At 42.8% G+C, this 13,794-nt stretch carries 13 protein-coding genes and 1 pseudogene; 7 read left to right on the plus strand and 7 right to left on the minus strand.

Annotation, left to right across the window (positions count from 1 at the left end; all coding sequences use genetic code 11):
• Positions 1-89 precede the first annotated feature (89 nt).
• Positions 90-245 (plus strand): annotated as a pseudogene (locus tag K0625_RS24900) (M20/M25/M40 family metallo-hydrolase); the annotation flags it as partial.
• 271 nt (positions 246-516) lie between these two features.
• Here K0625_RS24900 and ggt read toward each other — a convergent pair.
• A complete protein-coding gene (gene ggt, locus K0625_RS08990) occupies positions 517-2,262 on the minus strand; it encodes a gamma-glutamyltransferase (protein ID WP_220109385.1) in 1,746 nt (581 codons plus the stop codon).
• A gap of 174 nt (positions 2,263-2,436) precedes the next feature.
• Here ggt and K0625_RS08995 point away from each other — a divergent pair, with 174 nt between their 5' ends.
• Complete coding sequence (locus K0625_RS08995) at positions 2,437-3,654, plus strand: GNAT family N-acetyltransferase (RefSeq protein ID WP_220109386.1); 1,218 nt, start codon at positions 2,437-2,439, stop codon at positions 3,652-3,654.
• On the opposite strand, the gene K0625_RS09000 is transcribed toward K0625_RS08995, so the two are convergent.
• Both K0625_RS09000 and hppD read right to left on the minus strand, forming a co-directional pair.
• Positions 3,651-4,268 carry a LysE family translocator gene (locus tag K0625_RS09000; RefSeq protein WP_220109387.1) on the minus strand — a complete coding sequence of 206 codons (618 nt, stop codon included), beginning with the start codon at positions 4,266-4,268 and terminating at the stop codon, positions 3,651-3,653. The genes K0625_RS08995 and K0625_RS09000 overlap by 4 nt on opposite strands.
• Positions 4,269-4,419: 151 nt before the next feature.
• Entirely contained in the window at positions 4,420-5,460 is a 1,041-nt protein-coding gene (gene hppD, locus K0625_RS09005) for a 4-hydroxyphenylpyruvate dioxygenase (RefSeq protein ID WP_220109388.1), read from the minus strand.
• Between the two features lie 297 nt (positions 5,461-5,757).
• Between hppD and K0625_RS09010 the strand changes: the two genes are divergently transcribed.
• A complete protein-coding gene (locus K0625_RS09010) occupies positions 5,758-6,663 on the plus strand; it encodes a LysR family transcriptional regulator (RefSeq protein WP_220109389.1) in 906 nt (301 codons plus the stop codon).
• Between the two features lie 371 nt (positions 6,664-7,034).
• Positions 7,035-7,391: a DUF6508 domain-containing protein gene (locus K0625_RS09015; protein WP_220109390.1), complete on the plus strand. Its 357-nt coding sequence runs from the start codon at positions 7,035-7,037 to the stop codon at positions 7,389-7,391.
• A gap of 66 nt (positions 7,392-7,457) precedes the next feature.
• On the opposite strand, the gene K0625_RS09020 is transcribed toward K0625_RS09015, so the two are convergent.
• A complete protein-coding gene (locus tag K0625_RS09020) occupies positions 7,458-8,390 on the minus strand; it encodes a cytochrome-c peroxidase (RefSeq protein ID WP_438944495.1) in 933 nt (310 codons plus the stop codon).
• Between the two features lie 302 nt (positions 8,391-8,692).
• Complete coding sequence (locus tag K0625_RS09025; protein WP_220109392.1) at positions 8,693-8,920, minus strand: PGPGW domain-containing protein; 228 nt, start codon at positions 8,918-8,920, stop codon at positions 8,693-8,695.
• A gap of 246 nt (positions 8,921-9,166) precedes the next feature.
• Between K0625_RS09025 and K0625_RS09030 the strand changes: the two genes are divergently transcribed.
• Positions 9,167-9,886 carry a substrate-binding periplasmic protein gene (locus tag K0625_RS09030; RefSeq protein ID WP_438944496.1) on the plus strand — a complete coding sequence of 240 codons (720 nt, stop codon included), beginning with the start codon at positions 9,167-9,169 and terminating at the stop codon, positions 9,884-9,886.
• 81 nt (positions 9,887-9,967) lie between these two features.
• Here K0625_RS09030 and K0625_RS09035 read toward each other — a convergent pair whose 3' ends face one another.
• Positions 9,968-10,558, minus strand: a complete 591-nt coding sequence (locus tag K0625_RS09035; RefSeq protein WP_220109393.1) for a carboxymuconolactone decarboxylase family protein — start codon at positions 10,556-10,558, stop codon at positions 9,968-9,970.
• Between the two features lie 174 nt (positions 10,559-10,732).
• Between K0625_RS09035 and K0625_RS09040 the strand changes: the two genes are divergently transcribed.
• Positions 10,733-12,178 (plus strand): aminotransferase-like domain-containing protein, encoded by a 1,446-nt coding sequence (locus K0625_RS09040; protein WP_220109394.1) that lies wholly within the window; start codon positions 10,733-10,735, stop codon positions 12,176-12,178.
• 22 nt (positions 12,179-12,200) lie between these two features.
• Here the strand turns inward: K0625_RS09040 and K0625_RS09045 are convergent, their stop codons facing one another.
• Positions 12,201-12,608: a YccF domain-containing protein gene (locus tag K0625_RS09045; protein ID WP_220109395.1), complete on the minus strand. Its 408-nt coding sequence runs from the start codon at positions 12,606-12,608 to the stop codon at positions 12,201-12,203.
• Between the two features lie 230 nt (positions 12,609-12,838).
• Between K0625_RS09045 and K0625_RS09050 the strand changes: the two genes are divergently transcribed.
• A complete protein-coding gene (locus K0625_RS09050; protein ID WP_220109396.1) occupies positions 12,839-13,756 on the plus strand; it encodes a pyridoxal-phosphate dependent enzyme in 918 nt (305 codons plus the stop codon).
• Positions 13,757-13,794 lie beyond the last annotated feature (38 nt).

Here is a 13,794-nt window from a genome sequence, read left to right on the forward strand (position 1 = left end):
TTTGTTCGCACCTTCATCAGATCATACTCAAGGTGTAAGTTCACCCTATTTAGTTAATTTATTAGAAAATCATCAGGGGATTCGTCAGTGTGCAGCCTGCAGATCCGGTGTTGTGGGCTCAAGATCCTTTCTTGTTAGATACTCAATCTCAGCCAGGTAAGTTAATTGGTCGCGGCACTGAAGACGATAAAGGCGCCATTGTCACCGCCATGTATGCCATGAAATCAATTAAGGATAAACAACTTACATTAAGTAAGCTCTTTCCTAATGCGTTAAGTTTTGGCCCCACCATGCCCGGCAAGGCATATACGGGACACACGGAGAATGAGTTTATGACTCAGGAGCAGTTTATGCTGAATCTAAAGATGTATACCGCGGCGTTTATTGAGTTAGCGGTTGAGAAGTAGCGAGCAAAAAAAATCGCCAGTGTTTGGCACTGGCGCTCTCTCGTTACTATTGACTCTAAACTAGTTATGTATTTTAAATTGGCTAAATGAAGTTCATTAATAACCTAAATTAATAACCTAAGGTTTCACTGCCCGCACGTCTTGGATCTGATGCGCCAAAGATGCCTTCATCTGTCACCATGATTGACTGAGTGGAGCCCATGGCATTATTGATTTTCACCTTATGCCCTTTAGCTCTTAGCAGTTCTATGGTGTCACGATTTAAAGTATGTTCAACTCGCAACAGATCCGGTAACCATTGATGATGAATACGTGGCGCTGCTGTGGCTTCAGCGATATTAAGATCGTGATCGATAACATTCATGATGATCTGCATGGTAGTGTTGATAATACGTGACCCCCCTGGACTGCCCGTGATGATAAAGGGCTTGCCATCTTTCATCACTATGGTTGGACTCATGGAGCTTAGTGGGCGTTTATTTCCTTCTACAGCGTTTGCATCACCACCGACTAAGCCATAACCGTTTGGTGTGCCTGGTTTAGCAGAGAAGTCATCCATCTCGTTGTTCAGTAATATTCCTGTGCCTTTAGCCACTAAACCTGAGCCATAACTGAAGTTAAGGGTGTAAGTATTGGAGACGGCATTGCCCCACTGATCAACCACCGAGTAATGAGTCGTTTGCTTGCTTTCATAGGGGGCTATGTTACCGGGTTTTACTTCGCTACTGGGTGTGGCTTTATTGATCGCTATTTGGCTGGCGAGCTTTTTAGCGTAATCTTTGTTGATAAGGGCTTGTACTGGCACTTTATAAAAATCTGGATCGCCTAAATATTCGCTGCGATCGGCATAAGCGCGGCGCATCGATTCAGTCATTAAGTGCAAGGTTGCGGCTGTATTATGGCCGAGCTTATCGATAGGGAACTGCTCAAGAATGTTTAGCATCTCTATAATATGTACGCCTCCTGATGAGGGAGGGGGCATGGAGACGACTTGATAGCCTCGATAATCACCTTGAACCGGTTTACGCTCAACCACTTTATAGTTTTTGAGATCGTCCAGTGTCATGATCCCGCCTGCATCTTGTATCGCAGCCACCAGTTTTTCGGCTGTTTCACCTTGGTAAAAACCTTCGCTGCCCTTTTGTGCTATCAGTGATAGTGAGTGAGCCAACTCAGGTTGCTTTAACAGATCTCCGACCTGATAGTCGCTGCCATCGGCTTTGTAGAAGATCTCTGCAGAACTTGGCCACTGAGCGATACGGCGCTTTAAACCTGTGAGTGATGTGGAGAGATCTGGCGTGACTGAAATACCATTTTTGGCCATTTTAATGGCAGCCTCAGTGACCTGTTTCATGGTCATGGTGCCGTATTTTTGTAAGGCCAGCTCCATCCCCATCACAGTGCCAGGCACGCCAACGGCTAAGCCATGCTCTCGGCTGAGTGCGGCAACTGGCTCGCCTTGCTCATTGAGGAAGATATCTTTGTGCGCTTTAGAAGGAGCCATTTCACGGTAATCAATTGCTATGGTTCTGTTTTGCTCAGCCAGATGAACCAGCATAAAGCCACCGCCTCCGATATTGCCAGCCCTTGGTAGGGTGACTGCTAAACTAAAGCCAACAGCGACAGCCGCATCAACGGCGTTGCCACCTTGCTTTAATATCTCGACACCGGCTTGTGTAGCTAAAGCTTCCTGACTGGATACCATGCCATGTTTAGCCCAGATAGGCTGTGCCGTTGCCATATGGCTGTAGATAGATGCTTCTTTAGCCTGTGCTGGTGAAACAAAGGCTGAGGAGAGAGTGACGAGTGGGGCTGCTATCGACATGGCGACGAGTAAGGTCTTGAACGCGCGCATAGGCTTCCTTGTTATTACTTATAATTAATTATCAGTGCAATGTGACGTTAAAGAAAACAAATTGCAAGTGGTACGCAAGCTATCATTTATTGCCCTAGTTTGTGCCCCTGATTTTTCGAAGGTTTATGTTATTCTCAATGATCTGTTTTTAATCACTTTTGAGCCAGAGTATTGATGTCAGAGATCCAGATTGAATTTATCCCAGCAATTTCATTAATCCCTGCTCAGGAGTGGAACCACTTAATGTCGACGGGCTTAGATGAAAGAACGAGTATTAACCCCTTTGTGCGACATGAGTATTTAGCCGCATTGGAGTCAAGTGGTTGCGTCTGTACTAAAACAGGCTGGACACCGATGCACCTTACTGTATTACAAGGCGAGAAACGCTTGGCGGTAATGCCACTTTATGAAAAGACTCACTCCTATGGGGAGTATGTTTTTGATTGGGCGTGGGCAGAGGCCTATGAGCGAAACAGTATCGATTATTATCCTAAATTACTCTGTGCTATCCCTTTTACGCCAGTAACTGGGCCGAGAGTGGGGATTGCTAAGGACTTAACTCAGAGTGAAGCGGCATTAGTGTGGTCAAAGATTGCTGAGCGTCTTAGCGAGATGCAGCAAAAGAGTGGCTACTCTAGTTGGCATGCGCTGTTTTTAACTAAACCTGAGTGTGACATGTTTTCAAAGCAAAATGCATTGAACCGAGTTGGTACCCAGTTTCATTGGATGAATAAAGGCTATCACAGCTTTGATGATTATCTGGCAGCGATGCATTCACGAAAACGTAAAGATATTCGTAAAGAGCGTTACAGAGTCGCTCAATATGGGCTTACTATGCGTTTTGTTGATGGTGGGGAGGTGACGGATGAGCAGTGGCAGGCGTTTAGCCACTGTTACCAAATGACTTACGCCAAACGTTCGGGCCACTATGGTTATCTTAATTTATCGTTTTTTAAATCATTAGCGCAAAGTATGCCTCATCAGATTAAGTTACTGCTAGTGGAAGTTAATGAAGAGGACAGTGGTGCTGGTTTTGAGGATAAGCAGGGCCAACGAATTATTGCATCAGCACTCTATTTTTGTAGCGATACTCATCTATATGGCCGTTACTGGGGAGCATTAGAGTCGATTGAAGGGTTACATTTTGAGGTTTGTTATTATCAGGGGATTGAGTATTGCATTGAGCACGGGTTACAAACCTTTGATGCTGGCGCTCAGGGGGAACATAAAGTTCCCCGAGGGTTTGAGCCAGTAACTATCTATTCAAATCATGATATTGCTCATCCCGCCTTTCGTGATGCGATTGAGCATTTTACTCACCAAGAACGCGCTCAGATAAGCTGCTATATGAAGGAGATGGGTCAATCACTGCCTTTTAAGTCTAGTGATTAACCTAAGGCTAGCCAGAAGCCAACACCTATCATAAGTGAGCCTGCTATCCGGTTCATCCATTTGATATTATCCCCACGGCTTAAGAAGATCTTTAAGCTTTTTCCTCCAGCAGCGTAGGCTAACATGCTGATAAGCTCAGTAAAGAGTATGATACTTAGCAGGGCGACAAACTGAGGAGCAAGCTCCTTGTCGACATTGATAAAGGGGGGAAGCAGGGAGATCATAAATGCCCATCCCTTAGGATTCGCGATGGCAGTGATAAAACCTTGTGAAATCAGCGCGCCATTACTAATCCTAGCAGATTGCTCATCGAGCTTGGCCATCTTACCTTTAGCGCGCCACATCTGAACACCGATATAGGCTAAATAGATACCTCCTACCCACTTTAATACCTCAAAGATTTGTGGGTAGTTAAGCATGATACTTGCTACGCCCATTACTGCTGCGATGGCGACTAAAGCAACACCAACAAGCTCACCTATCATCATCCATAGGGTACGGCGAACACCAATACTCATACCTAATGTCATGGCGAGTGTCATGCACATTCCCGGTGTGATTGAGACAAAGAAAAAAGTGGGCAGAAAAACCGCAAGTAGAGCAAAATCCGGCATGTTAATGGACTATCTTAAAGTAATTGGAGGGGCAAGTTTATCCCTATATCTCTCCACTGAAAACAAAAAACCAGCAACATGGGCTGGTTTTACATCTAGGTAACCTAGTTAAGCAGGCAGTGTAACCTAACTGACTGAATATATGTGGAGTTTACAGTACACCACGGCGCTGTTGATCGCGCTCAATTGATTGGAATAGTGCGGTAAAGTTACCTTCACCAAATCCTAGGTTATTTTTACGCTGTATGATCTCAATAAAGATAGGACCAAACAGGTTCTTAGTGAAGATCTGCAAAAGATACCCATCTTCATCACCATCAACCAAAATTTGGTGATGCTTGATGCGCTCTCTGTCTTCAGTTACCTGAGGAAGCTTGTCAAAGATGGTGTCGTAATATTCAGGGATAATATCTAATGTCTGAATTGATGAACCTTCCATCGCATCGAGTGAGGCGACAATATCGCGACTTCTAAATGCCAAATGCTGAACACCTGGGCCATCATAGTCTCTTAGGTACTCATCAATTTGGTTTTTGTCATTGCCTTTACCTTCATTGATTGGAATACAGAAGCTGCCATCTGGCGAGCGCAGTGCATAGGAAACCAGTGCCGTTTGAGAACCTTTGATGTCAAAGTAACGCACTTCTGTAAAACCAAAGATATCTTTATAGAAGTTTGCCCACTTCTCCATTGTGCCCTTGTAGACATTATTGGTTAAGTGATCGACCTCAATAAACCCTTTCTCTTGGGTAACAACTGGGTTTTCTAGATCAACAAAATCATTTTTATAGATATTATTCTCTTCACCGAAGATATCGATAAAGTAGATAAGGCTATCGCCAATACCGTAGATAGCTGGATAAGGATGATCCTTACTTGCTTCATCGGCAGGCTTAGCACCACGCTCAACCGCACCTTCGAAAGCAAACTTAGCATCCTCTACACGCCAGCCCATTGAGCAGATTGCAGGTCCGTGGCTTTTAGCAAACTCTGAAGAAAATCCACTACGTTCGTTGTTTAAGAGGAAATTAATATCATTTTGCTTGTAGTAGGCAATGTCCTTTGTCTTACTCTTTTTTAGTTTAGAAAAACCAAAATCGATAAAAACCTGATGCATGAAGTCATGCTCTGGTGTAGCAAATTCTGTAAATTCGATACCCAGTAATCCCAGTGGATTTTGTTCGCTTGCCATTGTCTTATCCTCGTTCAATTTAACATCACACGCCGCCACTCTTCGATGGCTGTTGAGTGAAGCATTTATTGTTCACTAAAAGTCGTGGTAATGAGTGCTTATCTATTAAGCGTCGTCTTGTTTGTTTTCTTCACTCAGTTTGATGACATATCTGGTTTGATATCGATCATGTACTGATTCTATGTGTGATCTAAGTATCAATTTAGTTGGTGACTTAAACAAAAAAAAGAATAATAATTAGCTTATCTTGAACAAATTATTAGATGGTATCATATTGTTTACATCCTTGGAGGCCATATGCGGATAGATGTCGACACATTCAAAGTGCTTGAGATATTAGTCGAGGAGGGAAGCTTCGCTAAGGCCGCAGAGCGTTTACATAAGGCTCAGTCTGCGGTGAGTTATCAAGTTAAAAAACTTGAACATCACTTAGGTGTAAAGCTTTTTTGTCGGGATCAGTACCGTGCTGAATTAACACCTGAGGGCAAAGTTATCCTTGCCGAGGGGCAAAAACTGCTGCAATACCTTGCCAACATTGAACATTTGGCCAGCAAGTTCAGTGATGGGTGGGAACCCAAACTTGAACTCATTGTCGACGGATCTTTGCCAATGGAGCCCATTATGAAGGCATTGAAGCGGATGACATTGGAGAATATTCCCACAAAAATCCAGTTGAATGTGGAGTTTTTGTCTGGTGTTCAGGCAAGGTTTGAGCGAGATCAAGCGGACTTGATGTTAGTGAAAGACTACAAAACAGGGCCTCATTACCGTCCACAGTCCCTTCCTGATATCACAACCGTTCTAGTTGTTTCATCAAGCCACTCATTGGCGAATGTTCCTGATGTTTCGTTGCTTGAGCTACAAAGCCACGTTGAGTTGACCATAGAAGATTCATCACTTGATATGCATTATCACGACGAGTTGCAGTTTGGTGGTGACAAAGTGTTTTACCTTTCGGGCTTCATCATGAAGAAAAATGCGTTGGAGATGGGACTTGGCTTTGGGTGGATGCCAGATTTTCTTATTCATCAGGAGTTGGCAAGTGGCGAGATGGTTGAAGTCGACTTTACTGGGGGAAGCCGTTATACCTTTACGCCTAAGTTGGTGTCGACAATGGAGCGGCCTCTGGGAAAGGCTGGACAACTATTTACTGATTTCATTCTTGATGAGTTTGCTAAAGCTGAGCTCTCATACTCCCTTTAGCGACATTGAATCTCAGATTGCGAAGCAAATTAAGAGCCGTCATCCATTTTTTTTACCTCCTTATGAGCAATGAGCGACATAACATCATCTAATGTGCTCCTAAGTAAGCTGCAGAGTTCAGAGGGGAGTGAGTAATGAGTTTTGAGCTGGATAAATTTCAAGCTCTTGTATCTGAGGATGAATCTAGAAAGATAGAGCTTAAATAACACTTCGTACTGTTAAGCTTAGGTTCAGATAGCTTACCTTAAGATGGTTTCATTGAAGGTTTGCCCAATGCTGGTACAGCATATGCAAATCCATTTGTAAGTTGTTATGAGATGAAAAATCTTCATTTACGCAAGCAATGTCTGCCCGCTTGCAGGGGGTATTAGATGAAACCATTACTACTCGACCATACATCTTCTCTTTATGCTAAATATGTGAGTGACTTAGCCTGCGGAGAAAAAGCATTATCTATATTTAAAATGCACGAGTTTATTGATGAGCTGGCTGAAAACAGCTTACTCTTAACTGATTTCAATTGGGATGACTGGTATCACAACAGCCATTTAGTTGACAGGCCTGAGTATATTGCAGATGCCAGTTTACATGAGTGTCAACTCTTGCTTACCGCCATGACACGTTTAGAGCAGTTCAGCCCTGGCGTGATGGATAATATGCGCCGAAGTGGGGTGTTATTGGCGATTATGGAACGCTTTAACTGTTTATCGTTAAAGCTTACAGCATAGATAATAGCAATAAGTATAAAAACGCCAGCATATGCTGGCGTTTTAGTTTAAAACTCACACAAGTGGTTACTTACCAAATGGTACTGGCTTTGGCGTATTGGCGTTTGATGGCGGCAAGATAGGCAAGACTATCTGAGGCTGATCGCCAGTTAGTGATTTTAGAAATGCGACCATCTCTTTCGTTTCCTGCTCAGTTAAACTCTGTCCCAGCTGAATATCTGCCATAACATTAACGGCTTCCTCGAGTGTCCAGGTGGCACCATCGTGGAAGTAGGGATAGGTGAGTTCAATATTTCTTAGTGTTGGCACTTTAAATACATGCATATCGGCTGCATTACCTGTGACAGCAATCCTTCCCTCAGCAGGGTTCTTAGTGTGGAAAGGCTTGACGAGTCCCATTTTCATATACATGGTGCCGCCAACCGCAGGGCCGTTATGGCAGCTGACACATCCCTTATCTTTAAACAGTTGATATCCAGCTGTAGCTTCAGTTGTTATTGCTGACTTATCACCTTGTAAGTACAGATCAAACGGGCTGTTTGGCGTTACTAAGGTTTTCTCAAATGCGGCAATGGCATCTGTGATATTGTCGATAGTGATCTTACCGTCGCCATAGACGTTTTCAAATCTTGCCTTATAAGCGGGCATAGAATCGATTGTTGAAACCGCCAGTTCATGGGAGAAACCCATCTCTTTGGGATTAGCAATCGGTCCACCAGCTTGTTCTTTTAAGTCTTTAGCTCGGCCATCCCAAAACTGTGCTAGTCCATATTCAGCATTTAATACTGTAGGGGAGTTGATTGGACCCTCTTGCCAGTTATGGCCGATTGAGGTCGGTAGCGCATCGACACCTCCCGTAGAGAGATTGTGGCAAGAGTTACATGAGATAAAGCCAGATTTTGATAGTCTTGGTTCGAAGAAAAGCATCTTACCCAGTTCAACTTTCTCTGGTTCAGTGATATTTGCTGGCTTGATGATCTCAATGGGCTCTTTGGCCATGACAGGAGAGGCACAAATAGCGGCTAAAACGGCAAGTGCAATGGGGGAAAATAGTTTCATAACAGACCTCACTGTAAGATGTTTAAATCGATTAAGCTTATCGACGCAGGCATGATATTCAGTTAAGGGGAAATCTCATAACTATTTGTTTCGATGGGGACTATCGTAGATTTGGATTAATTAATCGTGAGGTTGATCTCAGACAGGAGGGGGATATTTCGCTAGTATTTATGCGCTGATTCAAACTTTGTTTAAAAGTGTGAATCAGGTGGTGTCGTTGCCATGTTGGATTGGAGCAAAAGTTAAGGTTTCATTCTTTTTAATAGGATTTTTCTATCGAGCCAAGCTGCAGATGCTGAAAATTGTTTCTGGCTTTTACGTAACCAGACTTTTGCCCAAGGGTATTCAAGGCTTAAAATTGCTAAACCGATTGGAAGAAGTAACCAAGCAGGCCCTGGTAAAATAAGTAAAGCGGCGCCGAGTAAAGTGAGTCCTCCACCGAGTACTGTTATGGCAGTCTTTCGTAGCATAAGCACCTCTCATCATTGTTATTCTAGTTAGTTTCTCACTGTTTATTCCTCATTGACTAGGCAAGAATTGTAACAAAGGTTGATTTATTCTTGGGCTAAACAGGCTATAATTGCTTTCATCACTATGGATTTATGGACCGTTTTTGAATTGCTATTAAGGAGGTTATCAATATCGATAACAGTACTTTTTTAGTTTGCGGTAATAAAAATAACTCTATCTTTGCCACTCTCTGTTTTCTGCTAGGAATATTGGCAAGTCTTCTTGCACCTAAAGTAAATGCAGAAACTTTGCATCTCACTTCACTTCATTGGCCACCCTATTCGAGTAGTCAGCTAGCTGAGCAGGGGGCGGTCATTGCCATCACCCGAGCGGCTGTGAACGCCATGGGCCATAAATTAGAAGTTGATTTCTACCCCTGGAGTCGAGCCGTTAGATTAGTGAATAGAAAGGGGGCAAAATATGACGGTTATCTTCCTGCCTATCCTTATCCTACCGAGAAATTTGTTTTTTCAGATGTTTTAGGTACCAGCCCGCTAGGGTTAGTAGAGCGACGTATACATCCTGTAAGCTGGCTAAAAGCCTCAGATCTTAATCAATATACCTTAGGTGTCGTGAGAGACTATGTGAACACCAGTGAGCTTGATGCCATGATTAAACTGGGAACTCAAAAGGTCGAGGTGGTGAATTCTGACGAACATAATTTGACAAAAGTGGCAACAGCGCGAGTGGATGCAGCTGTTATGGATGTCAATGTGTTGCAGTTTTTACTGTTACAGAACAAGTTAAAACCTTTGAGCAGTAAAGTACAAGTAAATAAACATATCTTAGAAAACAAAGATTTGACCATTGCATTTGCGAATAATTCACAGGGGCTTTTTTGGCGAGATATCGTCAATGCAGGCTTGGCTAAAATTGACAGTGATGCAATGCTTTCAGCTTATATCAAGAACAGTGAAAGCAAGTAAAGCTCTTATCACACCTCGAATAAGTGAAGGGAATACTTGCCAAATTGATGGTTTGGCAAGTGAGACTAGCCGTTACAAAAACTAGCTTGTATGTTTACCCACTTCCCAGCCTTTTAGTACAAGTAAGCTTTCTCCTGAGGCGATAGCTCCCTCTTCCAGTGTGGTGGCCATGGAGTCATTCCAGCGATTAAGGTAACCAAACAGCGAGATAACCCCTAGTATTTCAACAATCTCATCCTCTTCCCAGTATTGATGTAGACGTTGGTTCAGCTCCTCATCAACCCCATTAGGAACAGTTGATGCTGCTACTGAGAAATCCAATGCGACGCGCTCTGCATCAGTAAACGCAGGGTGCGTTTTATATTCCCATATATTATCGAGTTGAGCTTGCTCGGCGCCATAGCGCTCAGCGGCTCTAATAGTATGTGCTTGGCAATAACGACAGCCAGTAACATTACTGGAGACATAAGCGATTAATCGCTTGAGTGAACTTGTCACTCTCCCCTGATTGTCCATTACAGCCATATTCAGCTTGATAAATGCTTTAGCAATTTTTGGCCTCCTCATCATGGTCAGCACACTATTGGGGCAAAAGCCTAATGTTTCATTAAAAAATCTAGCAAGCTCTAAAACTTCTTCATTGGATTCGAGTAGGGGGGTAACGAGTGGCATGACTTATCTCTTTTTTGTTTGACTATGATAGTTAGCCTACAGACTCGTTTTTCAACTAAAAAGAGACAGTACAGGTTAAAAATAGCGGTACACTTTTAACAAAAATACTAAAAAGGTTTTATATTTTAATTTTGTACTGATAGTGTATCAGCCATCCTACAATGGGAGTGTTTTATGCCTATTAAGAAATACCAACTGGTTGCGGACACGATTTCCCAGCAGATCTTGACTGGTTATTTTCAACCTGGAGAGAAAATCCCTTCAGTTAGAGCCAGCTGTGAGCAGTTTCATGTCAGTATGACAACGGTACAGGCGGCCTATGAGATCCTTGAAGATAATGGCTTAGTAACCAGTAGGCCAAGTTCCGGTTACTTTGTTTCTCGTTTAGCTGATACGGAGCACTTAACGCCAATAAAACCACAGGGGATCTCGGTTTATAACCGGATGATATCTGTGCTGAATGACTGTCATAAAGATGGGGTTATAAACCTAGGTACCGCGGTGGTATCGCCCTCACTGCTTCCCACTCATCAAATTAAGAAGCTCCTGAATAAGCTGACCCGCGATCATATGCTTGAATTGGTGGCGCCTGAATTTTCATCAGGTTATCCGCCCTTAAGAAGAGAGTTTGCCAAACGGATGCTTAATGTGAATGTTGAAGTACACCCTGATGATATTTTGATCACAGGGGGCTGTCAGGATGCTATTGCATTAGCATTAAGTGCTGTGGCAAATGCTGGTGATATTATCGCTGTTGAAAGCCCATGTTTCCCCGGATTATTGCAGGTGATTGAATCACTAGGTATGAAGGCGCTGCCACTTCCTTGTTCGGGGAGTTTAGGGATGAAACCTGATGTATTACAAGATGCGCTTCAGTCCTGGCCTATATCGGCCATAGTGCTTGTTCCTTCATTCAGTAATCCTACTGGGAGTCTTATGCCGATAGAGAGCAGAAAGAGGGTGATAGAATTAGTAGAGGAGTATGATATTGCGCTTATTGAAGATGATCTTTTCTCTGAGCTTAACTATCAAGATAAACCAGTACCGGCTATCAAGTCATTAGAGATGAAAGGGAATGTGATCTATTGCTCCTCAGTTTCTAAATCATTAGGATCAGGCTTTAGATTGGGCTGGTTATGCGGAGGGAAGTATCACAGCAAGGTTATGAAATTAAAAGCTTTTAGGAATGTATCTGAGCCTTTAATTATTCAGATGTTGATTGCTGAATTGATGAAACTGGGCGGATATAGTAAACACCTTAAAAAACTGAAAATAGCCCTACATCACAATCAAAAATTGATGCAAGTCTGCATCAAAAACTCCTTCCCTAAAGGGACGCTGGTGAACTCTTGTGATGGTGGTTATGTCCTGTGGGTACAACTTCCTGAGTTGTGTGACTCAAGAGAGTTGTTCACGCAGGCCATTAAAAACGGGGTTGCATTTTTCCCTGGAGATGTATTCTCCCCCCATGAACACTACCTTAGTTACATCAGGTTTAATTTAGCCGTGAAATGGAGTCAAGAGATTGAGCAAGCCATTAAATGTTTAGGTGAGTTGGTTAAATACCAGCTGGAGCGAAGAGCAGCTCAGTCACAGATAGAGCGAGCTGCTGTAAATTAGATTATGAGATAACTGTTAGCGTTTAAGCTTTAGCAACAACGGTTTGGCCTATTGGCGTTAAACTTAAAATAGCCAATTTAAGGTGTTGAATGCCAAATGGAATGCCTATGATAGTGACAAAGCATGCTAAGGCATGAGTAATATGTCCTATTGCTAACCAGATCCCGAAAAGCAGAAACCAGATGATATTACCTAGGGTACCGAATGCACCGGTTCCAATGTCCTCTCGGCCTGTAAGGCTTTGACGATTCATATGGTCTTGACCAAATGGCCAGAAAGTCATCTCGCCAATTACGAAACATGCTCGTCCGAAGGGGATACCAATTATACTGATATAACAGAGTAATCCTGCGACCCACCAAGCCAGTCCCATCACAAAACCACCAAGAACAAACCAAGCTATGTTAAATATTAAACGTAATACTGCCATTAATGACTCCTAAATAAAGGCTGATGCTAAAAGATCACAAATGAGTGTGAAGTTATGATCCATAATCTTAATAGGCTATTTTTGTGCCACATCTGTATCTTGTTGTAAATATTGGTTTTAACTTAGATTTATCTTTGGTGCGTTAGTGAGAAATACTTGTATTTAGTTATTTTGCTCAATAGTGGCAAGTGATAGAATTCTTTGAATACGGTTTGAAGGCTAATTTAGAAATGAAGTTAAGTAACACACCTGTCGACTCGCTTGTGATGTTTGATAGACAGATATTTATTAAGCGTGATGATCTGCTTCATCCAGAGTTTTCTGGCAATAAAGCACGAAAATTTGCCTATTTTCTCGCCCATGATTTTCCTAAAACCAAAAAGTTGATCGGCTATGGCTCGCCTCAGGCTAATTCACTCTATTCAATGTCGGCTTTGGCTAATCTTAAAGGGTGGACGTTGGACTTTTATGTGGATCACATCGCTGCACAAGTGAAGTCTCAAACAGAGGGAAACTATGTTGAAGCCTGTGCAAATGGGGCGAATGTCATTGATTTGAGTGAAAGAGACGATAGGGAAGGGCGCAGCTGCGAAGAATATATTAAAGAGAAAGCATTGCTCAATGAACCTCAAGCGCTTTATGTCCCTGAAGGCGGGCGATGTGAATATGCTGAGTTTGGTGTCGCGCAACTCGCCAGAGAGCTCATCGACTGGGCTGCTCAAGCAAAGCTAGAACAGTTAAAAGTGTTTCTTCCCTCTGGTACAGGGACAACAGCACTGTTTCTTAATAAGTATTTTATTGAGTCCGGCTCTGATATTCGAGTGTTAACCTGCGCTTGTGTTGGTGGGGATGAGTATTTAAATCTGCAATTTACCCAACTATCTCAGTTTGAAGCGTTTTATCCTGAGGTCACCTCTTTGCCTAAAAAGTATCATTTTGGGAAGCTTTACCGTGAATGCTATGAGATGTGGCAACGTATCGATGAGCAGGGAATTAGATTTGAGCTTTTATACGATCCGGTAGGCTGGATAGCGCTTGAAGAGTATTTAAAGAGTGCTAGTGAACAAACTTCAATCATCTACATTCATCAGGGAGGTTTACTGGGAAATGCCAGTATGCTGCCGAGATATAAACGTAAGTTTGGTTAGTGAGTTAATGTAAGCTTGGGAAGGTTTTTTACCAGTTG

It is taken from the genome of Shewanella nanhaiensis, assembly GCF_019457885.1.
Classification (GTDB): Bacteria; Pseudomonadota; Gammaproteobacteria; order Enterobacterales; family Shewanellaceae; genus Shewanella; species Shewanella nanhaiensis.

Coding starts and splice junctions, on each gene's coding strand:
- K0625_RS08995 (WP_220109386.1), top strand. CDS start 2,437: ATGTCAGAGATCCAGATTGAATTTATCCCAGCAATTTCATTAATCCCT.
- K0625_RS09000 (WP_220109387.1), bottom strand. CDS start 4,268: ATGCCGGATTTTGCTCTACTTGCGGTTTTTCTGCCCACTTTTTTCTTT.
- K0625_RS09020 (WP_438944495.1), bottom strand. CDS start 8,390: ATGGCCAAAGAGCCCATTGAGATCATCAAGCCAGCAAATATCACTGAA.
- K0625_RS09010 (WP_220109389.1), top strand. CDS start 5,758: ATGCGGATAGATGTCGACACATTCAAAGTGCTTGAGATATTAGTCGAG.
- hppD (WP_220109388.1), bottom strand. CDS start 5,460: ATGGCAAGCGAACAAAATCCACTGGGATTACTGGGTATCGAATTTACA.
- K0625_RS09015 (WP_220109390.1), top strand. CDS start 7,035: ATGAAACCATTACTACTCGACCATACATCTTCTCTTTATGCTAAATAT.
- ggt (WP_220109385.1), bottom strand. CDS start 2,262: ATGCGCGCGTTCAAGACCTTACTCGTCGCCATGTCGATAGCAGCCCCA.
- K0625_RS09025 (WP_220109392.1), bottom strand. CDS start 8,920: ATGCTACGAAAGACTGCCATAACAGTACTCGGTGGAGGACTCACTTTA.
- K0625_RS09040 (WP_220109394.1), top strand. CDS start 10,733: ATGCCTATTAAGAAATACCAACTGGTTGCGGACACGATTTCCCAGCAG.
- K0625_RS09050 (WP_220109396.1), top strand. CDS start 12,839: ATGAAGTTAAGTAACACACCTGTCGACTCGCTTGTGATGTTTGATAGA.
- K0625_RS09045 (WP_220109395.1), bottom strand. CDS start 12,608: ATGGCAGTATTACGTTTAATATTTAACATAGCTTGGTTTGTTCTTGGT.
- K0625_RS09035 (WP_220109393.1), bottom strand. CDS start 10,558: ATGCCACTCGTTACCCCCCTACTCGAATCCAATGAAGAAGTTTTAGAG.